This window comes from Streptomyces sp. NPDC020807 (assembly GCF_040641575.1).
In the GTDB taxonomy this organism is placed as follows: domain Bacteria; phylum Actinomycetota; class Actinomycetes; order Streptomycetales; family Streptomycetaceae; genus Streptomyces.
Map to the genome: position 1 here is coordinate 25,725 of NZ_JBFADU010000011.1, position 21,649 is coordinate 47,373.

At 73.3% G+C, this 21,649-nt stretch carries 25 protein-coding genes and 1 riboswitch; of the genes, 17 read left to right on the plus strand and 8 right to left on the minus strand.

The genetic code is table 11. From position 1 onward, the window contains the following. The first annotated feature begins 34 nt into the window (after positions 1-34). On the plus strand, positions 35-1,174 hold the full coding sequence (locus AB0G79_RS18155) for an XdhC/CoxI family protein (protein WP_360807468.1): 1,140 nt from the start codon (positions 35-37) through the stop codon (positions 1,172-1,174). A gap of 82 nt (positions 1,175-1,256) precedes the next feature. Here AB0G79_RS18155 and AB0G79_RS18160 read toward each other — a convergent pair whose 3' ends face one another. Next, positions 1,257-1,856, minus strand: coding sequence for a TetR/AcrR family transcriptional regulator (locus tag AB0G79_RS18160; protein WP_360807470.1), 600 nt, complete (start codon positions 1,854-1,856; stop codon positions 1,257-1,259). Positions 1,857-1,996: 140 nt separating this feature from the next. Here AB0G79_RS18160 and AB0G79_RS18165 point away from each other — a divergent pair, with 140 nt between their 5' ends. Further along, on the plus strand, positions 1,997-3,151 hold the full coding sequence (locus tag AB0G79_RS18165) for an acyl-CoA dehydrogenase family protein (protein ID WP_360807472.1): 1,155 nt from the start codon (positions 1,997-1,999) through the stop codon (positions 3,149-3,151). Here AB0G79_RS18165 and AB0G79_RS18170 read toward each other — a convergent pair. Further along, the gene (locus AB0G79_RS18170; RefSeq protein ID WP_360807474.1) at positions 3,117-4,316 is read right to left on the minus strand and encodes an MFS transporter; all 1,200 of its coding nucleotides are present in this window, start codon (positions 4,314-4,316) and stop codon (positions 3,117-3,119) included. The two genes, AB0G79_RS18165 and AB0G79_RS18170, sit on opposite strands and share 35 nt — an antisense overlap. 57 nt (positions 4,317-4,373) lie before the next feature. On the opposite strand from AB0G79_RS18170, the gene AB0G79_RS18175 reads away from it, so the two are divergent. Continuing rightward, a complete protein-coding gene (locus tag AB0G79_RS18175; RefSeq protein ID WP_360807476.1) occupies positions 4,374-4,940 on the plus strand; it encodes a CGNR zinc finger domain-containing protein in 567 nt (188 codons plus the stop codon). On the opposite strand, the gene AB0G79_RS18180 is transcribed toward AB0G79_RS18175, so the two are convergent. Both AB0G79_RS18180 and cynR read right to left on the minus strand, forming a co-directional pair. After that, positions 4,941-5,504: a heme-binding protein gene (locus tag AB0G79_RS18180; protein ID WP_360807767.1), complete on the minus strand. Its 564-nt coding sequence runs from the start codon at positions 5,502-5,504 to the stop codon at positions 4,941-4,943. 88 nt (positions 5,505-5,592) lie between these two features. After that, a complete protein-coding gene (gene cynR, locus AB0G79_RS18185; RefSeq protein WP_360807478.1) occupies positions 5,593-6,543 on the minus strand; it encodes a transcriptional regulator CynR in 951 nt (316 codons plus the stop codon). A gap of 83 nt (positions 6,544-6,626) precedes the next feature. On the opposite strand from cynR, the gene AB0G79_RS18190 reads away from it, so the two are divergent. From AB0G79_RS18190 to AB0G79_RS18210, 5 genes are all read left to right on the plus strand, one after another. Next, a complete protein-coding gene (locus AB0G79_RS18190; protein WP_360807480.1) occupies positions 6,627-7,226 on the plus strand; it encodes a carbonic anhydrase in 600 nt (199 codons plus the stop codon). A 38-nt stretch (positions 7,227-7,264) separates the two neighbouring features. Further along, positions 7,265-7,735 (plus strand): cyanase, encoded by a 471-nt coding sequence (cynS, locus tag AB0G79_RS18195; protein ID WP_360807482.1) that lies wholly within the window; start codon positions 7,265-7,267, stop codon positions 7,733-7,735. A gap of 196 nt (positions 7,736-7,931) precedes the next feature. Then, positions 7,932-8,693 (plus strand): SDR family NAD(P)-dependent oxidoreductase, encoded by a 762-nt coding sequence (locus AB0G79_RS18200; RefSeq protein ID WP_360807484.1) that lies wholly within the window; start codon positions 7,932-7,934, stop codon positions 8,691-8,693. A gap of 102 nt (positions 8,694-8,795) precedes the next feature. Further along, complete coding sequence (locus tag AB0G79_RS18205) at positions 8,796-9,506, plus strand: TetR family transcriptional regulator (protein ID WP_360807486.1); 711 nt, start codon at positions 8,796-8,798, stop codon at positions 9,504-9,506. A gap of 110 nt (positions 9,507-9,616) precedes the next feature. After that, positions 9,617-10,000, plus strand: a complete 384-nt coding sequence (locus AB0G79_RS18210) for a zinc ribbon domain-containing protein (protein WP_360807488.1) — start codon at positions 9,617-9,619, stop codon at positions 9,998-10,000. A 76-nt stretch (positions 10,001-10,076) separates the two neighbouring features. Here AB0G79_RS18210 and AB0G79_RS18215 read toward each other — a convergent pair whose 3' ends face one another. From AB0G79_RS18215 to AB0G79_RS18230, 4 genes are all read right to left on the minus strand, one after another. Further along, the gene (locus tag AB0G79_RS18215; RefSeq protein ID WP_360807490.1) at positions 10,077-11,033 is read right to left on the minus strand and encodes an electron transfer flavoprotein subunit alpha/FixB family protein; all 957 of its coding nucleotides are present in this window, start codon (positions 11,031-11,033) and stop codon (positions 10,077-10,079) included. Between the two features lie 51 nt (positions 11,034-11,084). Next, on the minus strand, positions 11,085-11,870 hold the full coding sequence (locus AB0G79_RS18220; RefSeq protein ID WP_360807492.1) for an electron transfer flavoprotein subunit beta/FixA family protein: 786 nt from the start codon (positions 11,868-11,870) through the stop codon (positions 11,085-11,087). A gap of 38 nt (positions 11,871-11,908) precedes the next feature. Continuing rightward, the gene (locus tag AB0G79_RS18225; protein ID WP_360807494.1) at positions 11,909-13,060 is read right to left on the minus strand and encodes an acyl-CoA dehydrogenase family protein; all 1,152 of its coding nucleotides are present in this window, start codon (positions 13,058-13,060) and stop codon (positions 11,909-11,911) included. 195 nt (positions 13,061-13,255) lie between these two features. Next, entirely contained in the window at positions 13,256-13,936 is a 681-nt protein-coding gene (locus tag AB0G79_RS18230) for a ScbR family autoregulator-binding transcription factor (protein ID WP_360807496.1), read from the minus strand. Positions 13,937-14,192: 256 nt separating this feature from the next. Between AB0G79_RS18230 and AB0G79_RS18235 the strand changes: the two genes are divergently transcribed. The 9 genes from AB0G79_RS18235 to AB0G79_RS18275 all read left to right on the plus strand — a co-directional run bounded on the left by AB0G79_RS18235 (position 14,193) and on the right by AB0G79_RS18275 (position 21,588). Then, positions 14,193-15,155 (plus strand): ScbA/BarX family gamma-butyrolactone biosynthesis protein, encoded by a 963-nt coding sequence (locus AB0G79_RS18235; protein ID WP_360807498.1) that lies wholly within the window; start codon positions 14,193-14,195, stop codon positions 15,153-15,155. A gap of 1 nt (position 15,156) precedes the next feature. Next, positions 15,157-16,167: an NAD-dependent epimerase/dehydratase family protein gene (locus AB0G79_RS18240; RefSeq protein ID WP_360807500.1), complete on the plus strand. Its 1,011-nt coding sequence runs from the start codon at positions 15,157-15,159 to the stop codon at positions 16,165-16,167. Between the two features lie 15 nt (positions 16,168-16,182). After that, entirely contained in the window at positions 16,183-16,947 is a 765-nt protein-coding gene (locus AB0G79_RS18245; protein WP_360807502.1) for a glucose 1-dehydrogenase, read from the plus strand. Between the two features lie 28 nt (positions 16,948-16,975). Next, positions 16,976-17,569 carry a TetR family transcriptional regulator gene (locus AB0G79_RS18250; protein WP_360807504.1) on the plus strand — a complete coding sequence of 198 codons (594 nt, stop codon included), beginning with the start codon at positions 16,976-16,978 and terminating at the stop codon, positions 17,567-17,569. A gap of 106 nt (positions 17,570-17,675) precedes the next feature. Further along, positions 17,676-17,882, plus strand: a complete 207-nt coding sequence (locus AB0G79_RS18255) for a cold shock domain-containing protein (protein WP_360807506.1) — start codon at positions 17,676-17,678, stop codon at positions 17,880-17,882. 117 nt (positions 17,883-17,999) lie between these two features. Further along, positions 18,000-18,130: riboswitch (cobalamin riboswitch) on the plus strand. A gap of 138 nt (positions 18,131-18,268) precedes the next feature. Then, positions 18,269-19,282 (plus strand): ABC transporter substrate-binding protein, encoded by a 1,014-nt coding sequence (locus AB0G79_RS18260; RefSeq protein ID WP_360807769.1) that lies wholly within the window; start codon positions 18,269-18,271, stop codon positions 19,280-19,282. A gap of 41 nt (positions 19,283-19,323) precedes the next feature. Next, positions 19,324-20,331 (plus strand): iron chelate uptake ABC transporter family permease subunit, encoded by a 1,008-nt coding sequence (locus AB0G79_RS18265; RefSeq protein ID WP_360807771.1) that lies wholly within the window; start codon positions 19,324-19,326, stop codon positions 20,329-20,331. After that, positions 20,328-21,146 (plus strand): ABC transporter ATP-binding protein, encoded by an 819-nt coding sequence (locus tag AB0G79_RS18270; protein WP_360807508.1) that lies wholly within the window; start codon positions 20,328-20,330, stop codon positions 21,144-21,146. Before AB0G79_RS18265 ends, AB0G79_RS18270 begins: the two co-directional genes overlap by 4 nt. Before the next feature lie 28 nt (positions 21,147-21,174). Continuing rightward, positions 21,175-21,588, plus strand: a complete 414-nt coding sequence (locus AB0G79_RS18275) for a metalloregulator ArsR/SmtB family transcription factor (protein WP_360807510.1) — start codon at positions 21,175-21,177, stop codon at positions 21,586-21,588. Positions 21,589-21,649 lie beyond the last annotated feature (61 nt).

The following is a 21,649-nucleotide window of genomic DNA, read 5'->3' on the forward strand; positions in this document are numbered from 1 at the left end:
GACAAGCCCTCCCACACTCCGAAGGAGAACCGACATGCTGGACATCGCCGAAGAGCTGAACCGGTGGGTCGAGCAGGGACGCACCTTCGCCGTGGCCACCGTGGTGGCCGTCGGCGGCAGCGCGCCCCGCCAGCCGGGAGCCGCCCTCGCCGTCGACAGCGAGGGGACGGCGATCGGCTCGGTCTCCGGCGGGTGTGTGGAGGGCGCGGTGTACGAGCTGTGCCGGCAGGCGCTCGAAGACGGCAGGACGGTCGTCGAGCGCTTCGGCTACAGCGACGAGGACGCCTTCGCGGTCGGTCTGACCTGCGGCGGCATCATCGACATCCTCGTCACCCCGGTACGCGGCGGGGTCCTCCCGGCCGCGTTCGCCGCCGCCGCCGCGGGGGAGGCGGCCGCCCTCGCCCGGATCGTCTCGGGCCCTGACGACCTGATGGGCCGGGCGCTCCTCGTCCGCCCCGACGGCACGTACGAGGGGAAGCTCGGCGGCCACCCCGAGCTCGACCGCACGGCGGCGGGGGAGGCCCGCGCGATGCTGGACGCGGGACGGACCGGGACCGTCGAGATCGGTGAGGACGGCAGCCGCTGCGGCCGGCCGCTGACCCTCCTCGTCGAGTCCTCCGTGCCGGCGCCCCGCATGATCGTCTTCGGGGCCATCGACTTCGCCGCGGCCCTGGTCCGGGTCGGCAAGTTCCTCGGCTACCACGTGACCGTGTGCGACGCGCGGCCCGTCTTCGCGACCCCGGCCCGGTTCCCCGAGGCCGACGAGATCGTGGTGGAGTGGCCCCACCGCTACCTGGCCTCGACGGAGGTCGACGGCCGGACCGTCCTGTGCGTCCTCACGCACGACGCGAAGTTCGACGTCCCCCTCCTCCAGGCCGCCCTGAAGCTTCCCGTCGCCTACGTCGGCGCGATGGGCTCCCGCCGTACCCACGAGGACCGGAACGCGCGCCTGCGCGACGTGGGCGTCACGGAGATCGAACTGGCGCGGCTGCGCTCGCCCATAGGCCTCGACCTGGGCGCCCGTACGCCCGAGGAGACGGCCCTGTCGATCGGCGCGGAGATCGTCGCGAACCGGCGGGGCGGCAGCGGGGCCTCGCTGACGGGCGCGCACACGCCGATCCACCACGACGGGCCGGACGGGCCGGTGGCGGGCCGCATAGGGTCGGTCGCCTGACCTCGTCCGTACGCCGAAGGGGCGTCCCGGAGAGCTCTCCGGGACGCCCCTTCGGCATGCCGTCGTCCCTTCAGGCTTCCCCTCAGGCCTTCCGCAGCCCGCTCAGCAGCAGCTCGGCGAGCTGGTCGTAGGCCTCCGCGTCCGCGAGTCCCGTGGACGCGGCCACCTGGCGGCGCTGGATGCGGACCATGACGGAGGCGATGACGTCGGCGGCGAAGACGACGTGCACCTCGCGGAAGACGCCCGCGCTGACGCCCTCCTCGATGAGCTGCTGGACGCGGCCGGCGGCGGCGCGGGTGTTGCGTTCGTACACCTCGGCGGCCGGCTCGAAGGCGGCGACGTCGTCGAAGAACTGCGGCGAGACGGGGGCGAGCTCGGCGGAGACGGCCCGCAGGTAGGCGGCGAGCCGCTCGGCCGGGCCGCTCGCGGCGGCGAGAACCGCCTCCACGCGCGCGGTGGCGCGCCGGAAGAAGTGCACGACGGCCGCCCGGACGAGCTGCTCCTTGCTGCCGGCGAGCCCGTACAGGGTCCGCTTCGAGCAGTGCAGGCGGGCGGCGAGATCGTCCAGGGTCAGGCGGGCGAAGCCCTCGCCGACGAGGAGGGCGACGAGGTCCTCGAAGAGGGCGGAGCGGCGCGCGGCTCCGCGGCCCGTCTGCTTGAGGGTGTCGGCGGTCTCGATCACCCGCCCAGTATTCCAGGCCGCCGCAGGAAGGGGCCGGGTCCTCCGACCCCTGAGGGGGTTACGTGAGAACCCTCCTGCGCTACGCTAAGCGGTACTGCAGTACCTGCCCCAGTACCACTTTGCGCGCCGCTGGAGTCGCCATGGATGTCGACCGCCTGCTTCCCACCCCCGAAGCGGCGGACCTCATCGCCCTCACCCGGGAGATCGCCGACAAGGAGCTCTCCTCGCGGGTGAACGAGCACGAGGCCGCCGAGACCTATCCCGAAGGTCTCTTCTCCACCCTCGGCGAGACGGGCCTCCTCGGCCTGCCGTACCCCGAGGAGTACGGCGGCGGAGGTCAGCCGTACGAGGTCTACCTCCAGGTCCTGGAGGAGCTCGCCGCCCGCTGGGCCGCCGTCGCCGTCGCCACGAGCGTCCACACGCTCGCCTGCCACCCGCTGTACGCCTTCGGGACCGACGCCCAGAAGGAGCGCTGGCTCCCGGCGATGCTGGAAGGCCGCGCGATCGGCGGCTACAGCCTGTCCGAGCCGCAGGCCGGCTCCGACGCGGCGGCGCTCGCCTGCAAGGCGGAGCTCCAGGAGGACGGCGGCTACCGCGTGACCGGCACGAAGGCGTGGATCACCCACGGCGGCAAGGCCGACTTCTACGCCCTCTTCGCCCGGACCGCCCCCGGCAGCCACGGCATCTCCTGCTTCCTCGCCCCCGGTGCCACCGAAGGCCTCAGCTTCGGCGCGCCCGAGCGCAAGATGGGCCTCCAGGCCGTCCCCACCACCTCCGCGTACTGGGACGGGGCCCTCATCGAGGCCGACCGCCGGATCGGCGACGAGGGCCAGGGCCTCCAGATCGCCTTCAGCGCCCTCGACAGCGGCCGCCTCGGCATCGCCGCCTGCGCCACGGGCCTCGCCCAGGCCGCCCTCGACGCGGCCGTCGACTACGCCAACGAGCGCACCACCTTCGGCCGCAAGATCGTCGACCACCAGGGCCTCGGCTTCCTCCTCGCCGACATGGCCGCCGCCGTCGACGCGGCCCGCGCCACCTACCTCGACGCGGCCCGCCGCCGCGACCTCGGCCGCCCCTTCAGCCGCCAGGCCAGCGCCGCCAAGCTCATCGCCACCGACACGGCCATGAAGGTCACCACGGACGCCGTCCAGGTCCTCGGCGGCTACGGCTACACGCGAGACTTCCCGGTCGAGCGCTACATGCGCGAAGCCAAGATCATGCAGATCTTCGAGGGCACGAACCAGATCCAGCGCCTGGTCATCAGCCGGGGCCTCGTGCGGACCTCGGAGAAGTAGCGGCCGGCGACACCAGGAAGGCGGCGGGTACGGCGAGCAGCGCCGTGCCCGCCGTCGCGGCGAGCGCACCCGGAAGGGACCAGGACGCCAACGGGCCGGCCACCGCCGCGCCCACGGCGAAGCCGGTGATCTTCAGGCTGGCTCCCGTGGTGAAGACCTGCCCGCGCAGATGCTCGGGGGACTCCCGATGGCGCACCGAGAACAAGGCGGTGAGCTGGGGGCCTTCGGCGACGCCGACGACGAGCAGCGCCGCTGTGAGACCCGCGGGGCCGCCCGTCGCGGCGAGAGCCGGAGCCACGGCCTGGACCAGAGGCGCGACGCCGAGGACCGTCTCGGCGGAGAACCGGCCCGGGAACCGGGCTACGAGGGCGTTCGCCGCCAGCGCGGACACGGCCGCGACGGAGAGCAGGGCGGTGCCGAGGCCCGCGCCCCCGAGGGCCTGGGCGCCCAGGAGCGGGAGACAGGCCGTCAGCATGCCCTGGGCGGAGCAGGAGACGGTCGAGGACACGGTCGCCCGCGCCAGCGCGGGGTTCCGGCGGATCGCGCGGGCGCCCTCGGCGAGGTCGGCGACCACCGTTCCGGACGGGACCGTGCCGACCGGACCGCGATCGGCGGGCAGGCGCCACGCGGCAGGCGCCGCGCAGCCGATCAGCGCGGCGGAGGCCACGACGGCGGTGGACGCCCCCGCGGCCTCCGCGAGGCACCCCGCGGCCACCGGCCCGGCGAGGCTCGCCGTGTGGAAGGTCATCGCGTCGAGCGCGGTCGCCCGGGACAGCCGCTTCCCCGAGGCCACTCGGGGCAACTGGGCGGACCAGCCGCCCGACAGCGCCGGACCGAACAGGCCCGTGAGGACGGAGACGGCGAGAACCAGGGCGAACGGGAGGCGGGCGATCCCGAGGAGGACGACGGCGAGCCCCGTCGCGTACAGGACGAGCGCCAGGGCGAGCAGGCGCCCCGGCCGCGCCGATCTGTCGAGGAGGGCCCCGAGGACCGGTCCGCCGACGGCCGCCGCGACGGTGATCCCCGCGAGGAGCGCCGAAGCCTCGCCGGTGGACCCGGTGAGGGCGAAGCCCGCCAGGAGGAGTGCGGAACCGGACATCTCGTCGCCGGTCCGGGCCGCCGCCGCTCCGGCCAGCCAGGAATGCGTCGCCTCACGTGCGCTCATCGGCCGGACGCTACGGACGTAACTCAAAGGTGCGCAAGATGCGTTACATTCCGGAGGGTGTCCTCACCAGTCGACGACCGCTCCGCCCGGCACTCCGTGCTCGCGACGGCCCGCCGCACGGCCGCCCTGCTCAACGTCCTCGCCGACGACGGTGCCGGGCCGTTCGACGTCGCCGACGTCCTCCGCGCGCACGGCGAACGCGATCCCCTCGACCTCACCGCCACCGACCTGCCCGAACTGCGCACGGCCGCGGGCCTGTTGCGGGCGGTGTTCACCGCCGACGACGCCGACGGCGCGGCCGCCGTGCTCAACCGGCTCCTGCGGGACCACACCGGGCCGCTCCGGCTGACTTCCCACGGCGGTGACAGTCCGTGGCACCCTCATCTGGACTCCGACGACGACGCGCCCTGGGCCGAATGGCTCCTCGCGTCGTCCTGCATGGCGCTGGCCGTCCTCGTCTGGGACCGCCAGCGCCCGCCCGGTCGCGCCTGCGCGTCGCCGAGCTGCGGAAACGTCTTCATCTCACCCGGAAGCGGACCCGAGCGGCGGTACTGCTCGCGCCGCTGCGCGACGCGTGAACGGGTCGCGGCCCACCGCCGACGAGGCGCGGTGCCCCGGCCGTAGTCACTTGGTGAGCGACGCCACGCCCGCCTGGGCGAACCTCTCGTCCAGGTCGCCGGAGGGGGCGCCCGCGACGCCGATGCCCGCGATGGGGGCGCCCTTCGACGTGACGGGGGCGCCGCCGCCGAGGAAGAGGGTGCCGGGGATGTCCTTGAGGGTCGGCGCGTTGGCGAGGCGCTTCACCAGTTCGGAGGTGGGGGCGTTCCAGGAGACGGCCGTGTACGCCTTCTTCACCGCCGACTCGTAGGACTGCGGGCCGGCGCCGTCGCCGCGCAGGGTGACGACGGTGTTGCCGTTGCGGTCGACGACGGCGACGGAGACGCGCTGGTTCTCCTTCTCGGCGGCGTCGAGGGTGGCCTGCGCGGCCTTCGTGGCGGCCTCGATCGTGAGGTGCGTCGACGTGGTCGTGTTCTTGTTCTTCGCGTCCGCCTTCGTGACGGCCGCGGTCTGGGTGGCCGTCGTGGCCTCGTCGGTGGCGCTGGCGGAGTAGGCGCCGAAGCCGCCGAGCGCGACGGCGGCGGCGATGGCTCCGCCGGTCAGGACCCGGGTGCGCGAGGTCTTCTTCACGTGCTTCATGGCTGTCTGCTCCAGGGGTGTCGGGGAACGGCCGCGGGGAGTTCCCCGCTCTCTGACGTCCATCCTGGTGGCCGATCGCTCACGGTCCGTCGTCGTCCCGGCTCGGACCGGCTGGCGCATCGGCCGACCCCGGGGTCAGCCGATCGGTTGACCCCCACCGTGCCGCGAGCGCGGCGAACGCCCCCGCCGCCGCGCTCCGGTAGCCCGCCGCGCGGCGCAGCAGCTCCACGCCCCGGGGCGGCAGGGCGGGGGAGAGGGGGACCCGGCTCAGGCCGGGGTGGGCACGGGTGACGGCGTCCGGCAGGACCGTGGCGAGCGCGGTGTTGCGGACGATCTCGGTGAGCGCGCCGACGGAGTCGGTCTCCACGGCGATCCGGGGCCGGAGCCCGTGCTCGGAGACGTACGCGTCCACGTGTAGTCTGGTCGCGAAGTCCCTGCTCAGCAGGGCAAGGTGATGATCCGTCAAAGATGCTGCCGGCAGCGGGGACTCGTGACCGGACAGGGGGTGGCCCGGGCCCACGACCAGGCCCAGGGTCTCGGTGAAGAGGCTCGTCGCCTCGATGCCCGGGAGGTGCCGGCCGGCGAAGGCGATGCCGAGGTCCAGGCGGTCCGCGAGGAGTTCGGCCTCGACACGGTCCTGCGCCATCTCCCGCACCTCCACGGTGATGCCCGGATGCCGGAGGTGGAAGTCCGCGACGAGCGGGCCCGTCAGGTAGGCCGTGAAGGTGGGGGTGACGGCCAGCCGGAGATGGCCCCGGGAGAGGCCCCCCACGTCCAGCACCGCCCGCTCGCCCGCGGCCAGGTCCCGCAGGGCCCGTCGGGCGTAGCGCGCGTACGCCTCCCCGGCGTCGGTGAGGCGCACCGTACGGCCGCCGCGGTCGAGGAGCTGCGCCCCGAGCGCCTTCTCCAACTGCTTGATCTGCTGCGACAGGGTCGGCTGGGCGATGCGGAGCTCTTCGGCGGCGCGCGTGAAGTTGGCGTGCTCGGCCACCGCGAGCAGATAGCGGAGATGGCGGAGTTCCGGCTGCATGGGGCCAAGTATAGGTGCCAGCTATAGCAGAGATCGATAGCGAGTCTTGGACGCTATAGAGGCTGGTCGTGCAGGGTGAAGCCATGCCTCATCTCGCCGAGGGAATCGCCCGCTTCCAGCGGGAGGTCTTCCCCGCCAAGGCCGGTCTCTTCGCCCGCCTGGCCACCGCCCACCGCCCCGGAACGCTCTTCATCGGCTGCTCCGACGCCCGCGTCGTCCCCGAGCTGATCACCCAGACCGATCCGGGCGAGCTCTTCGTCGTCCGCACCGCCGGCAACCTCGTCCCGGCCCACGCCCCCGGCGCCGACGGCGGCGTCACCGCCTCGGTCGAGTACGCCGTCGCCGTCCTCGGCGTCCGCGACGTCATCGTCTGCGGGCACTCCGCCTGCGGCGCCATGACCGCACTCGCCGAGGGCCAGGACCTCACGGCCGCACCCGCCGTCGCCGCCTGGCTCCGGCACGCCGACGCGGCCCTCGCCCGTACCGCCGCCGGCCGTCGGGGCGACGTCCCCGCGCTCGTACGGGAGAACGTCACCGCCCAGCTCGCCAACCTCGCCACCCACCCGTCGGTGGCCCGCGCCCTCGCCGAGGGGACCGTACGGCTGCACGGCTGGGTCTTCGACATCGCCGACGGCACCGTCGAGGATCTCACCGGCGCCCCGCACGCCTCCCTCGTCGCCTGACCCCCCCTCCCGCGAAACACCGAAAGGACGTACCTCTCATGGTGCACGCCCAGTTCGACCCCACCGCCCGCCAGGCCCTCGCCGTCGCCGCCGTCGACGCCAAGGACCGCAAGGACCTGACCTGGCAGCAGATCGCCGACGCCGCGGGTCTCTCCGTCGCCTTCGTCACCGCCGCCGTGCTCGGCCAGCACGCCCTGCCGGCCCCGGCCGCGAAGGCCGTCGCCGAGCTCCTCGGTCTGGACGAGGACGCGGAGCGCCTGCTGCGCGCGATCCCCACCCGCGGCTCGCTCGACGGCGCCGTCCCCACCGACCCGACGATCTACCGCTTCTACGAGATGCTCCAGGTGTACGGCACCACCCTCAAGGCGCTCGTCCACGAGCAGTTCGGCGACGGCATCATCTCCGCGATCAACTTCCGGCTGGACGTGAAGAAGGTCGCCGACCCCGAGGGCGGCGAGCGCGCGGTCATCACGCTCGACGGCAAGTACCTGCCGACCAAGCCCTTCTGAGACCGAGCCGCCGCGCACGGCGGGGCCGCCACCTCGGAACGGAGACTTCCAGCCTCCGCTTCCTGCGGCCCCGCCTGCGGTTCTATGGTGGGCGGCGCAGATCGCGCGGACCGCGCGGTCCCCCGCGGGCACGCGCCCGGTCCGGCGGCCATCCCGGCGGCAGGGTCGCATCCGCACGACACGAACGAGGAGTTCCATGGACATCGCCGGCTCCGCCGCTCTCGTCACCGGCGCCGCATCCGGCCTCGGCGCCGCCACCGCCGCCGCGCTCGCCGCGCGCGGCGCCACCGTCTACGGCCTCGACCTGGACAAGTCCGTCGCCGCCGCGGGCGAGCAGCCCGAGGGCGTGCGCCTGATCGCCGCCGACGTCACCGACGAGGACCAGGTCCGCGAGGCGCTCGCCGCGGTCGACGCCGACGGCGCGGAGCTCCGGCTCGCCGTGAACTGCGCCGGCATCGCCCCCTCCGCCCGGGTCCTGGGCCGCAAGGGCCCGCACGACCTCGACCTCTTCCGTACGGTCCTCAACGTCAACCTGCTCGGCACCTTCAACGTCATGCGGCTCGCCGCCGAGGCCATCGCCCGGCACGAGCCCGACGAGCACGGGCAGCGCGGTCTCGTCGTGAACACGGCCTCCATCGCCGCCTTCGAGGGCCAGGTCGGCCAGATCGCCTACGCCGCCTCCAAGGCGGGCGTCGCCGGCATGACCATCACGGCCGCCCGCGACCTCGCCCAGTTCGGCATCCGGGTCGTCACCATCGCCCCCGGCATCGTCGACACCCCGATGATGGCCGGGTTCGGCGACGAGGTCAGGGCGGGTCTCGCCGCCGGCGTCACCTTCCCGCAGCGCCTCGCGCGGCCGGAGGAGTACGCCCGGCTGGTCACGATGATCATCGAGCACGACTACCTCAACGGCGAGACGATCCGGATGGACGGCGCGCTGCGGATGGCCCCGCGCTAGCCGGCCCCGGGCCCCGGGCCCCGACCCGCCCGCAGCACTTGGTGCCGGAATTTTCCGGCACCAAGTGCCGCGCGATCCCGGACCGAGTGTTAGGTTCGGGCCATGGGAACAGCCTCGACGAACTCCGCGAAGCCCGCGATGCGGGACTCCCTCATCGCCGCGGCCTTCCAGCTCTTCCTGGAGCGCGGCTACGAGCAGACCACGGTCGACGACATCGTCACGCTCGCCGGCGTCGGCCGGCGCTCCTTCTTCCGGTACTTCCCCTCGAAGGAGGACGTGGTCTTCCCCGACCACGAGCAGTGCCTCGCCGACATGACCCGCTTCCTCGCCGCGAGCGCCGACGCCGACGACCCGGTCGTCCGCGTCTGCGACGCCGCCCGGCTCGTCATGCGGATGTACGCCGAGAACCCGACGTTCTCCGTGCAGCGCTACCGGCTCACCCGCGAGGTCACCGGACTGCGCACGTACGAGCTGTCGGTCGTCTGGCGGTACGAGAAGACCCTCGGCGACTACCTGCGCACCCGCTGGGCGGACCGCAGGGACGGCAGCCTGCGCGCCAACGTCGTCGCGGCGGCCGTCGTCGCCGCCCACAACCACGCCCTGCGCCACTGGCTGCGCTCGGGCGGCGAGGGCGATCCGCTGGCGACGGTGGACGATGCCCTGGAGTTCGTCCGCTCCACCTGGGGCGGGGACGGGGGCGCGGCGGAGGCGCGGGCCGAGGACGACGAGGACGTCGTCGTGGTCATCACGAAGCGGTCCACCCCCATGTGGCGCGTGGTGCGCGAGGTGGAGTCGAGTCTCGGCGAGAACTGAGGGGTCGCGGTATCTCGGATTGAGGGAACTCAGGTCTTTATTTGATGGCACTCAGTGCCATATCTTTTCTCCATGCACGGTCGAGCCGCCGAGTGCAAGGAGAAGCCATCGTGTTCCACGCGGGACTGAGGAGCGGGACCGCCGTCCCTGTCGACGAGGACGCCGACTCCGAGCTCTACTTCCAGCGCTGCCGCTGGTGCCACACCACGACCTTCCAGCGCCTGCTCTGTCCGACCTGCGGGTCGACCGACCTCGCGCCCGAACTCAGCGACGGCCAGGGCGTGATCTCCGTGCGCCGCGGGGTCGCCGCCGCGGACGCCGACCTCTGGCCGGTCCACATGACCGAGGGGTTCGTGGTCCGCTGCCGCGTCGAGGGGCCGCTGCACGCCGTGCGCCCCGGGGTCCGCGTGAGGCTCTCCTCCGGCGTCGGCGTGACGGGCCGCAGGCCGGTCGTCCGGCTCTGCGAGGAGGTCCCGCTCGACGGCTGGCTCTGAGCCCGCGCGGCGAGAACCCGAAGGGGCGGATGGCACAGAGTGCCATCCGCCCCTTTCCGTCGGTCCGCCGGACGGGTCAGCGCGCGCCGATCTCGTCCGTGAGCTGCGGCAGCACCTCGAAGAGGTCGCCGACCACGCCGTAGTCGACGAGGTCGAAGATCGGGGCCTCGGGGTCCTTGTTGACCGCGACGATGGTCTTCGAGGTCTGCATGCCCGCGCGGTGCTGGATCGCGCCGGAGATGCCCGCCGCGACGTACAGCTGCGGCGAGACCTGCTTGCCGGTCTGGCCGACCTGGTTGGAGTGCGGGTACCAGCCGGCGTCGACGGCGGCGCGGGAGGCGCCGACGGCCGCGCCGAGCGAGTCGGCCAGCTTCTCGACGACCGCGAAGCCCTCGGCCGCGCCGACGCCGCGGCCGCCGGAGACCACGATCGCGGACTCGGTCAGCTCGGGGCGGCCGGTGGAGACGCGCGGGGTGCGCGAGACGATCTTCGCCGCGTTGCCGGTGAAGGCGACCGAGACGTTCTCGACCGTACCGGCGGCCGGGGCGGCCTCCGGGGCGGCGGAGTTCGGCTTGACGGTGATGACCGGGACGCCGTGCGAGACGGTCGACTTCACCTGGTACGAGGCGGCGAAGACGGACTGCGTGGCGACCGGGCCGTTCTCGCCGGCCTCCAGCTCGACGGCGTCGGTGATCAGGCCGGAGCCGAGGCGGAGCGCGACGCGGGCCGCGATCTCCTTGCCCTCGCCGGAGGAGGTCACCAGGACGGCGGCCGCCCCCTTCTCCTTGGCGAGCTGGGTCAGCGCGTCGACCTTCGGGACGACGAGCTGGTCGGCGAACTCGGCGCCGTCCGCGACGTACACGGTGGCCGCGCCGTACTCGCCCGCCGTGGCGGCGATCGAGGCGGCGGCCTCGCCGGCGCCGAGGACGACCGCCGAGGGCTCGCCGATGCGGCGGGCGATGGTGAGGAGTTCGAGGGCCGGCTTGCGGACCGCACCGTCGGCGTGGTCCACGAGAACCAGGATCTCAGCCATGATTCATTGCTCCTGAGGGGGTTCCTGAGTGGGTCTCTGACGGACGGTCGGTCAGATGAACTTCTGGGACGCGAGGAACGCGGCGAGCTGCTTGCCGCCCTCGCCCTCGTCCGTGACGATCGTGCCCTGGGTACGGGCCGGGCGTGCGGCCACCGTGTCGACCAGGGTCCACGAGCCGGCGAGTCCGACCTCGTCGGCGTCGATGTCCAGGTCGTCGAGGTCGAGCTCCTCGACCGGCTTCTTCTTCGCGGCCATGATCCCCTTGAAGGAGGGGTAACGGGCCTCGCCCGACTGGTCGGTGACCGAGACGACGGCGGGCAGCGGGGCCTCGATCAGCTCCGTGGCGGCGTCGCCGTCGCGGCGGCCCTTCACGGTCCCGTCCTCGACGGAGACCTCGGAGAGGAGGGTGACCTGCGGGAGGCCCAGGCGCTCGGCGAGCAGCGCCGGGAGGACGCCCATGGTGCCGTCGGTGGAGGCCATGCCGCAGACGACCAGGTCGAAGCCGGTCTTCTCCAGCGCCTTCGCCAGGATCGCGGAGGTCGCGATGACGTCGGAGCCGTGGATGGACTCGTCGTTGACGTGGACGGCCTTGTCGGCGCCCATCGACAGCGCCTTGCGCAGCGCGTCCTTGGCGTCGTCCGGGCCGACCGTGACGACGGTGACCTCGGCGTCGTCCGCCTCCTCCGAGATCCGGAGGGCCTGCTCGACCGCGTACTCGTCCAGCTCGGAGAGCAGGCCGTCGACGGCCTCGCGGTCGGTCGTCAGGTCGTCGGCGAAACCGCGGTCGCCGGTCGCGTCGGGAACGTACTTCACACAGACGGCGATCTTGAGGGTCACGGCCTGTCTCCTTTCAACGGATGGGGAGGAGCGGGAGGTTACGGGAGGTTGCGCGCCATGACGATGCGCTGGACCTGGTTCGTGCCCTCGTAGATCTGGGTGATCTTGGCGTCGCGCATCATGCGCTCCACCGGGTAGTCGCGCGTGTAGCCGTAGCCGCCGAGGAGCTGGACGGCGTCGGTGGTGACCTCCATGGCGACGTCGGAGGCGAAGCACTTGGCCGCGGCGCCGAAGAAGGTGAGGTCGCCGTCGACGCGCTCGGACTTGGCGGCGGCGGCGTACGTCAGCTGACGCGCGGCCTCCAGCTTCATCGCCATGTCGGCGAGCATGAACTGCACGCCCTGGAAGTCGAAGATCGGCTTGCCGAACTGCTTGCGCTCCTTGACGTACCCCTTGGCGTAGTCGAGGGCGCCCTGCGCGATGCCGATGGCCTGCGCGGCGATCGTGACGCGGGTGTGGTCGAGGGTCTTCATCGCGGTGGCGAAGCCGGTGCCCTCGGCGCCGATCATGCGGTCCGCGGGGATGCGGACGTTGTCGAGGTAGACCTCGCGGGTGGGGGAGCCCTTGATGCCGAGCTTCTTCTCCGGGGCGCCGAAGGAGACGCCCTCGTCGGACTTCTCCACGACGAAGGCGCTGATGCCCTTGGAGCGCTTCTCCGGGTCGGTGACGGCCATGACCGTGTAGTACTCGGACTCGCCGGCGTTGGTGATCCAGCGCTTGACGCCGTTGAGGACCCAGAAGTCGCCGTCGCGCACCGCGCGGGTCTTCATGCCGGCCGCGTCGGAGCCCGCGTCGGGCTCGGACAGCGCGTACGAGAACATCGCCGTGCCCTGCGCGAGCGGCGCGAGGTACTTCGCCTTGAGCTCCTCCGAGCCGGACAGGACGACCGGCAGCGAGCCCAGCTTGTTGACGGCGGGGATCAGGGAGGAGGAACCGCAGACGCGGGCGACCTCCTCGATCACGATGACGGTGGCGAGCGCGTCCGCGCCGGCGCCGCCGTACGACTCCGGGACGTGGACCGCGTGCAGGTCGTTGGCGACCAGCGCGTCCAGGGCCTCCTGCGGGAAGCGGCCCTCCTCGTCCACCTCGGCGGCGAACGGCGCGATCTTCGCCTCGGCGAGCGCGCGCACCGACTCCCGGAGCATGTCGTGCTCCTCGGAGGGCCGATACAGGTCGAAGTCCTTGCCCATGATGTGGAGCTCCCCTAGACGCTTGTGGCACTGAGTACCCTCAGCAAAACACACTCAGTGCCACGACGCCAGAGCGCCCCGGCACTGTTCCGTGTCGGGGCGCGAGAAAAAGGGGGGAAGTGGGGGCGGGGAGGTCGGTGTGCGGGGGGCGTGCGCGCCGGGCGGGGCGGCCTGCCCGGGAGGGGGTCCCGGTCCTCAGTCCTCGGAATCGGCGGGGGTGTCGTCGTCCGACCGCCGCTGCTGCGCGGCGTACGCCGCCGCGAGCTCCAGCGCCCGGCCCTCGCTGATGTCGATCCGGGTGAGCAGGACGGGGGTGCAGATCGACGGCAGCAGGTGCTCGAAGAAGACCACGACGCGGTGGATGAGGTCCCGGCGCTCGCGCAGGACCGAGGACATCGTCTGGATGCCCGCGTAGGCGCCCGAGAAGAGCTCGGCGGTGTCCTCGATGTCCACGTGCGGCAGGAGTTCGCCCTGGTCGCGCGCGGCGGCCAGCACCTCGGAGACCTGCGCGATCCAGGTCTCGAACGGCGCGGCGCGGTCGATGCCGCTGGCACCGGTGTCGAGCGCCAGGGCGACGCTGGCCCGGACGACGGGTTCGTGCTGGATCCGGTAGGCGAGGATCAGGCCCTGGTCCACCAGTTCCTGGAGCTTGAGGGGGTGTGGGGGGAGGGGCTCGTCGAGCATCTGGGCGGCGAGCACGCCGAGGGCGAGGTCTTCCTTCGAGGCGAAGTGGAAGTAGAGCGCACCCTTGGTCACCCCGGCGCGCACCAGGATCTCGCCGACGGTCGCCCGCTCGTATCCGCGGTCGGCGAAGACGGCCGCCGCGGCCTCGAGGATGGCCTGCCGGGTTCGGATTGCACGCGCTTGCTGGGCCAAGGCGCCTCCTGTTCTGGCTCGCTGCTGTCTGTGCTCGATATGTTGCGATGTGTGCGGTGAGACATTGAGAAGCGTATCGGTCTAAACATATGATCTTTTACGGGCATATGCCCTTGGCTGATTGCTACGCGGTACGCGGAGGGAAACCATGCAGCGAGACCGGCGAGGATCGGTGACACGCGTCCCGGCGGATCCTCACACCTCTCCTCACACCTCTCCTCCCGCGCCTCCTCGCACCTCTCCTCCCGCCTCCACGGTGACACACGTTCCCGGCCCGTTCGTGCACCGGGAGGATCCGTCCGACATCATTCCGACAGGGTGGACGCGCCTTGAGGAGAACCGGTTCTCCGTCTCCGCCCGCTGGCCCGCCGCCCACCCCTTCTTCTCGCCCGTGGACGACGGCCTCCGGCACGACCCCATGCTCGTGGCCGAGACCGTGCGCCAGGCCACCATGCTCCTCGTCCACGCCGAACTCGGTGTGCCGACGGAGGACCACTTCGTCATGTGGGACCTCCACTACACCGCGGACCCCGACGCCCTCGCCGTCGACGGCCTGCCCCGGGAGGTCGCCGCGGAGGTCACCCTCACCGCGCTCGGGCGGGGCCGCGGGGCGAACCTGCGCACCGACGTCGTGCTCACCCGGGGCGGTCGCCCGCTCGGCGTCGGCGGCGGCACGCTCCACCGCACCTCGGACCCCGCCTACCGCCGGATCAGGGGCGCCCAGCTCGCCGCCCTCGGCCGGCCCGTCCCCCTGATCCGGGGCGTCGCCCCGCGTCTCGTCGGCCGTCGCCGCCCGCGGGACGTCGTCCTCGGTCCCGGCGCCAGGGCCGGGCAGTGGCGGCTGCGGATCGACACCGGACACAGCACCCTCTTCCGGCGCCCGAACGACCACGTGCCGGGGATGGTCCTCCTCGAAGCGGCCCGCCAGGCCGCGGTCGCCACGGTCGGCGGCGAGCCCTTCGTCCCCACCGGCATGGCCATCGCCTTCCAGCGGTACGCGGAACTCGACGTCCCCTGCTGGATCGAGGCCGAGATCGCGCCCGACGCCCGGATCGGGACGGGAAAGGGAACGGCGCCGGCCGAAGGACACCGGTCGGAGACGAGCGTGCGCATCAGCGGCCGGCAGGACGGTCACCCCGTCTTCCTCTGCACCCTGACCGGGCACGCCGCCGAGGCGCGGCCGGCCGGCCTCGGCCTCGCCGAGCGGGTGGCGAGCTGACGTGGGTCCCCGTCTTCTGATCACCGGGGCCAGCGGATTCGTCGGCGGCCGTGCGGCGGCCGCGGCGACGGCGCGGGCCGGCATCGCCCACGTACGCCTCCTGACACGGACCGAGCAGCCCCCGCGGCCCCGGCGGTCCCCGGAGTCTCCCCACCCCTCCGCGCCGGTCGTCGAGAACGTCCTCGGCGACCTCCGCGACCCCGCGTCCCTGCGCCGGGCCTGCGAGGGCGTCGACGTCCTCGTCCACTGCGCCGCCGCGATCGGCGCCGACGAGGAGACCGCCCGCCAGGTCAACGACGAGGGCACCCGTAGCCTCGTCGACGCCGCGGTACGGGCCGGGGTCACCCGGATCGTCGCCCTGAGCACCGCCTCCGTCCACGGCCGCGGCACCTTCAGGGCCGCCGCCCCCGGCACCCTGCCGATCGCCCCCGGCTCGACCACCAGCCGTACGCGGGCGGCGGGCGAGCGGCACGTCCTCGACGCGGGCGGGACCGTCCTGCGACCCCACCTCGTGTACGGGACGGGGGACCGGCAACTGGTACCGGGCCTGGTCCGGCTCCTCACCGCGCTGCCCGGCCCCTTCGCGAACGGCGGCGGCGCGGTGGGCTCGGTGCACTCCGTCATCGACGTGGAGAGCCTGGCGGGCGCCCTGCTGGGCGCCGCGCTCTCGCCGCGGACCGAGCCGGGCGCGTACTACGTCGGCCACCCCGAGCCGGTGCCGGCGGCGGCCCTGATCGCCGCCGCCGAGACGCTGACCGTCCGCCCGCCGGAGGCCCCCGGGACGCCGGTCGCGGACGTCGCGGCGGCCTGTAACCTCCTCGCGGACCTCCCCTTCGCGCAGCACCACCTCGCCATGCTCGCCACCGACCACTGGTTCGCCGACGACCGCCCCTGGCGGGAGCTCGGTTGCGTGCCGGGGCCGGGCTTCGCCGAGGGGTTCGCGGCGCACGCGCCGTGGTACCGGCGGCTGCTCCTCGGCGCTGCCCGAAGCGGACCCACCCCCACATCGTAGGAAGGCACCATCCACATGGCCCGCTTGGCCGGCAGGACCGCGATCGTCACGGGAGCGAGCCGAGGCATCGGAAGAGGCGTCGCCGAGCGGCTCGCCGCGGACGGCGCCCTGGTCGCCGTCCACTACGGCCGCGACGAGGACGCCGCCCGCGCGACGGTGCGGGGCGTCGAGGAGCGGGGCGGGCGGGCCTTCGCCTTCCGGTCCGACCTCGCGGCGCCGGACGCCGTCGACGTGTTCTACGCGGGCCTCGACGCGGGTCTCGCGGAGCTCGGCGAGGAGCCCGGCTTCGACATCCTCGTCAACAACGCCGGGGCGAGCGGCTCCGGCCGCGTCCACGAGCTGTCCCCCGAGGTCTTCGACCGGCTCTTCGCGATCAACGTGAAGGCCCCCCTCTTCCTCATCCAGCGGGGCCTCGACCGGCTCCGTGACGGCGGCCGGATCGTCAACGTCTCCTCCCTCGCGACCAGGACGGCCTTCCCCGAGTCCGTGACCTACGCGATGACCAAGGGCGCCGTCGACACGATGACGCTGGCGCTCGCCAAGGAGCTCGGCCCCCGGGGGATCACGGTCAACGCCGTCGCCCCCGGCTTCGTCGCCACCGACATGAACGCCCGGCGCCGGACGACCCCGGAGGCGCGCGCGGCCCTCGCCGCCCACTCGGTCTTCGGCCGGATCGGCGACCCCGCCGACATCGCGGACGTCGTCGCCTTCCTCGTCTCCGACGAGGCCCGCTGGGTCACCGGCCAGTACCTGGACGTCTCGGGCGGCAGCGCCCTCTGAGGGGTTCGCTGGATAAGGTGGGCGCACGATGACACGTTTCCGCGACAGCGTCCGGTCCCTCCTGCGCGAGCAGGTGCTCGACGCCGCCTACCGCCTCGTCGCCGCCGAGGGCTGGGGCGGCCTGCGCATGACCGGCATCGCGCGCGCCGCCGGGATCAGCCGCCAGACGCTCTACAACGAGTTCGGCTCGAAGGAGGCCATCGGCCAGGCCCTCGTCCAGCGAGAGCTGGAGGGCTTCCTCGTCGGAATCCAGCGCGAACTGGACGCCCACCGAGGCGAGTTGGAGGCCGCGGCGGCGGCCGGGGTCGGCTACACGCTCCAGCAGGCCGTGGACAACCCCCTCATCAAGAGCGTCCTGGTGGCGGCGCGCGGCGGCGACGACGACCTCCTCGCCTATCTGACCACCCGGCCCGAACCCGTCTTCGGGACGGCGATGACCCTGCTCGACGCGTACGCGATCGAGGCCTGGCCCGACGTGGACGAGGAGTCCCGCGGCCTCGCGGTCGAGACGATCGTGCGGCTCACCGTCAGTCACATCGTCCAGCCGGTGGCGTCCCCCGAGGTCTCGGCGGCGCGCATCGCGCGGATCACGGCCCGGATCGCGTACCCCGGCGGCCGCTGACCGCCACTCCCTCGCGCCGATCGACGGGCGGCGGGCGCGCCGACGGGGTACACCTCGACTGAGACCCCGTGACACCCCCATCGCCGATGACGACAGGGAGGCCGCCGTGGACGGCAGAAGCAAAGGGTTCGTGAAGTCCTTCAACCGTCGTGACGGATACGGGTTCGTCGTCCCCGTCGGTTCCGAGGAGCAGGTCTGGTTCAGCGCCGCCGACATCGAGGGCGAGGCCAGGACGCTCTCCGAGGGGCAGCAGATCACCTTCGTCCTCGCCCTCGGCGAGGGTCGTTTCGAGGCGAAGGAGATCCGCCTCTGAAGGCGCCGGCACTCCCATGGGGTGTGCGGGTGCGAAGAGGGCCTCGGCGGGCGCGGTGGTACTGTGCCGAAGCCAGTCGCACCTTTGTACGCACCCGAACGGGCGAGTGCACGGGTCAGGGAATCCGGTGGGAATCCGGAGCTGACGCGCAGCGGTGAGGGCGACGGGCGGAGCATCGGCCACTGGGCACTGTCGCGGGACGGGCCCGGGAAGGCGCTCCGTCCGGATGACCCCGAGTCCGAAGACCTGCTGGCGGCCCCGGCGTCGCGACGTCGCCCGGGGAGCACCGTACGACAGGCTCCGCGCATGAGCCGTGACGCAGAGGAAGCTCCGTGCCGTTCGCACACCCCGTCCCTCGCCCCGCCCGGACCCTGCTCCTGGCCCTGATGTCCGCGCTGGTCCTGGCCGTGGCCGGCTGCGCCGGTGGAACCGCCCCGAAGCCCGCGGCGAAGAACCAGGAGGAGGGCACCGCCTCCGGACACCCCGTGACGCTCGACAACTGCGGTCAGCGCGTACGGATCGACCGAGCGCCCCGGAGGGCCGTCGCGCTCGACCAGGGCGCCGCCGAGATCCTGCTCTCCCTCGGCCTCGCCGACCGGATGGTGGGCACCGCCACCTGGACCGACCCCGTCCTCAAAGGACTTGAGGCGGAGAACGCGAAGGTCCCGCGCCTCGCCGACCGCTACCCCTCCTTCGAGAAGGTCCTCGGCACCGAACCCGACTTCGCCGCCGCCTCCTTCGGCTACACGCTCGGCAAGGGCGGCGTGGCACCCCGCGAGCAGTTCGCGAAGCTCGGCGTCCCCACCTACCTCTCGCCGACCGACTGCGCCGGCAAGGACAACAGCGGCGACGGCGACGGCGTCCGCACCAAGCCGCTCACGATGGAGACCGTGTACGGCGAAATCCGTGACCTGGCCCGGGTGTTCGACGTGAGCGAGCGCGGCGAGAAGCTCGTCGCCGAGCTCAAGGGGCGGGTGGCGAAGGCCGCTTCGGCGGGCGACTTCACCGACGCGACCGTCCTCTACTGGTACGCCAACGCCGAATCCCCCTACATGGCCGGCTGTTGCGGGGCCCCCGGCGTCATCACCCGTGCGCTCGGCGCGAAGAACGTCTTCGACGACACCCGCGAGGAATGGCCCCAGATCAACTGGGAGAGCGTCGCCGACCGCGACCCCGACGTCCTCGTCATCGGCGACCTGATCCGCCGCTCCCAGTCCGCCGAGAGCGCCGCCAGGAAGATCGCCTTCCTGGAGTCCGACCCCGTCACGCGGAACATGACGGCGGTGCGGAAGAAGCGGTACGTGCTCCTCAGCGGCCAGGCCATGAACCCCACCCTGCGCACGGTCGAGGGCATCGAGAAGCTGGCGGCGGCGCTCCGCTCGTACGGACTCGCGAAGTGAGCGCACCCGCCACCAGGAGCCCCGCCGCCACCAGGAGCCCGGTGGCCCTCTGGGTCCTGGCCGGGCTCGCCCTCCTCGGCGCCTCCGTCGCCGTCGCGATCACCGTCGGACCCGCCGACCTGCGGGTCGGCGAGGTCGGGTCGGTCGTCGCCGCCCACCTCGGCGGCGACCCGGGCGCCTCCGGCGTCTCGCCGATCCGGGACGGCATCGTCTGGAACCTCCGTCTGCCCCGCACCCTCCTCGCGGCCGTCTGCGGCGCCGGACTCGCCGTCTGCGGCGTCGTGATGCAGTCGCTGCTCCGCAACCCGCTCGCCGACCCGTTCGTCCTCGGCGTCTCCTCCGGCGCCTCGACCGGCGCCGTCCTGGTCGTCGTCCTCGGTGTCGGCGGGGGAGTCCTCTCCGTCACCGGCGGCGCGTTCCTCGGCGCGGTCGCCTCCTTCGCGCTCGTCCTGCTGCTCAGTCACACCCTCGGCGGCTCCACCGACCGCGTGGTCCTCGCGGGCGTCGCGGCGATGCAGCTCTTCTCCGCACTGACGTCGTTCGTCGTCATGACGGCCGCCGACGCGGAGACCACCCGCGGCGTGCTCTTCTGGCTGCTCGGCTCGCTCGGCGGGGCGGGCTGGGGCGACGTCCGCGTGTGCCTCGCGGTGCTCGTCGCGGTCCTGTTCGTCTGCGGCGGGCACGCGCGGACCCTCGACGCCTTCGCCTTCGGCGAGGACGCCGCCGCGTCCCTCGGTGTCGCCGTCACCCGCACCCGTACGGTCCTGCTGTGCGCCACCGCGCTCCTCACGGCCGCGCTGGTCTCCGCCGCCGGCGCGATCGGCTTCGTCGGACTCGTCCTGCCCCACGCGGCCCGCGCCCTCGTCGGGCCCGGCCACGCCCGGCTCCTGCCGGTGTCGGCGCTTGCCGGGGCCGTCTTCCTCGTCTGGGCCGACACCCTCGCCCGCACCGTGCTCGCACCGCAGGAGGTGCCGGTGGGCGTGGTGACCTCGCTGGTCGGCGTACCGGCTTTCGTGCTCGTCCTCTACCGGACGCGGGGAACACGATGACCTCAACCACCGGTTCCGCCGGGGGGCTTCGCGCCGAGCGCGTCTCCCGCGCCGTCGACGGGACCCCCGTCCTCGACGGGGTCAGCCTCGCCCCGCGTCCCGGCACCGTCACCGGACTGCTCGGTCCCAACGGCTCGGGGAAGTCGACCCTCCTCCGGCTCCTCGCCGGAGTCCTCGCCCCCGACAGCGGCGTCGTCACCCTCGACGGCGAGCCCCTCGACCGGCTCGGCCGCAGGACCGTCGCCCGCCGGCTCGCCGCCGTCGAGCAACAGGCCGACACCCAGGTCGACCTGACCGTCCTCGACGTCGTCCGCCTCGGCCGGGTCCCGCACCGCAGGGCCTGGGCGCCCGCGTCGGCGGCCGACGAGACCGCCGTCCGCTCCGCGCTCGACCGCACGGGCCTGGCCGACAAGGCCCACCGCGCCTGGCGGACGCTCTCGGGCGGCGAGCGGCAGCGGGTCCAGATCGCCCGGGCCCTCGCCCAGGAGCCGCGCGAGCTCCTGCTCGACGAGCCGACCAACCACCTGGACATCCAGCACCAGTTGGAGCTCCTCGGGCTCGTTTCGGGACTCCGGACCACCGCCGTCGTCGCCCTGCACGACCTCAACCTCGCGGCGATGTACTGCGACCGGCTGGTCGTGCTCGCCGAGGGGCGGGTGGTGGCCCGGGGGACGCCCGAGGAGGTGCTGACGGAGGAACTCGTCGCGGAGGTGTACGGGGTGCGCGCCGAGGTCACCCGCCCCGGGAGCGGGGAGCCGGTGCACATCCGCTTCCTCGGCACCCTGCTCCCGGCGGCCGTCGACCGTCAGGGCTGACGCGGGTGGGCCTGCCTACGATGTCCCCATGCCCCAGGAGCCCGAAGCCGAGCCCGAAGCCGAGCCCGAAGCCGAGCCCGAGCCCGAGCCCGACGAGTCCCCTTCCGTCTCCACCCGGCCGCCCGTCGCACCCCGTCCGCCCGTCGCACCCCGTGCGCACGAGCGGACCCCGGGTGCGAGCGAACTCACGGCGGCGGCCGAGGTGTTCGCGCTGCTCTCCGACCCCACGAGGCTCCACGTCCTCTGGCTGCTCACGCGGGCCGAGGCCGACGTCACCGCCCTGACCGAGGCCTGCGGGGCCGCGCGGCCCGCAGTCAGCCAGCACCTGGCGAAGCTGTGCCTCGGCGGCCTCGTGCGCGACCACCCCCACCTCGTCGGGACGGCCGGCGGACCTCACGCGCACCGTGTCCGCGTCGACGAGCTGCACCGCCACTGGCCCTGAGCCGCGAAGGCCACCGGAGCCGGGAGAACGTCGGGAGAGCCCCGGGTGAGCCTCAGGAGGG

Excerpts from the sequence above, each read along its gene's own strand:
- AB0G79_RS18155 (WP_360807468.1), top strand. The coding sequence starts at position 35 with ATGCTGGACATCGCCGAAGAGCTGAACCGGTGGGTCGAGCAGGGACGC.
- AB0G79_RS18165 (WP_360807472.1), top strand. The coding sequence starts at position 1,997 with ATGGATGTCGACCGCCTGCTTCCCACCCCCGAAGCGGCGGACCTCATC.
- AB0G79_RS18170 (WP_360807474.1), bottom strand. The coding sequence starts at position 4,316 with ATGAGCGCACGTGAGGCGACGCATTCCTGGCTGGCCGGAGCGGCGGCG.
- cynR (WP_360807478.1), bottom strand. The coding sequence starts at position 6,543 with ATGCAGCCGGAACTCCGCCATCTCCGCTATCTGCTCGCGGTGGCCGAG.
- AB0G79_RS18190 (WP_360807480.1), top strand. The coding sequence starts at position 6,627 with ATGCCTCATCTCGCCGAGGGAATCGCCCGCTTCCAGCGGGAGGTCTTC.
- cynS (WP_360807482.1), top strand. The coding sequence starts at position 7,265 with ATGGTGCACGCCCAGTTCGACCCCACCGCCCGCCAGGCCCTCGCCGTC.
- AB0G79_RS18200 (WP_360807484.1), top strand. The coding sequence starts at position 7,932 with ATGGACATCGCCGGCTCCGCCGCTCTCGTCACCGGCGCCGCATCCGGC.
- AB0G79_RS18205 (WP_360807486.1), top strand. The coding sequence starts at position 8,796 with ATGGGAACAGCCTCGACGAACTCCGCGAAGCCCGCGATGCGGGACTCC.
- AB0G79_RS18215 (WP_360807490.1), bottom strand. The coding sequence starts at position 11,033 with ATGGCTGAGATCCTGGTTCTCGTGGACCACGCCGACGGTGCGGTCCGC.
- AB0G79_RS18225 (WP_360807494.1), bottom strand. The coding sequence starts at position 13,060 with ATGGGCAAGGACTTCGACCTGTATCGGCCCTCCGAGGAGCACGACATG.
- AB0G79_RS18245 (WP_360807502.1), top strand. The coding sequence starts at position 16,183 with ATGGCCCGCTTGGCCGGCAGGACCGCGATCGTCACGGGAGCGAGCCGA.
- AB0G79_RS18250 (WP_360807504.1), top strand. The coding sequence starts at position 16,976 with ATGACACGTTTCCGCGACAGCGTCCGGTCCCTCCTGCGCGAGCAGGTG.
- AB0G79_RS18260 (WP_360807769.1), top strand. The coding sequence starts at position 18,269 with ATGTCCGCGCTGGTCCTGGCCGTGGCCGGCTGCGCCGGTGGAACCGCC.
- AB0G79_RS18270 (WP_360807508.1), top strand. The coding sequence starts at position 20,328 with ATGACCTCAACCACCGGTTCCGCCGGGGGGCTTCGCGCCGAGCGCGTC.
- AB0G79_RS18275 (WP_360807510.1), top strand. The coding sequence starts at position 21,175 with ATGCCCCAGGAGCCCGAAGCCGAGCCCGAAGCCGAGCCCGAAGCCGAG.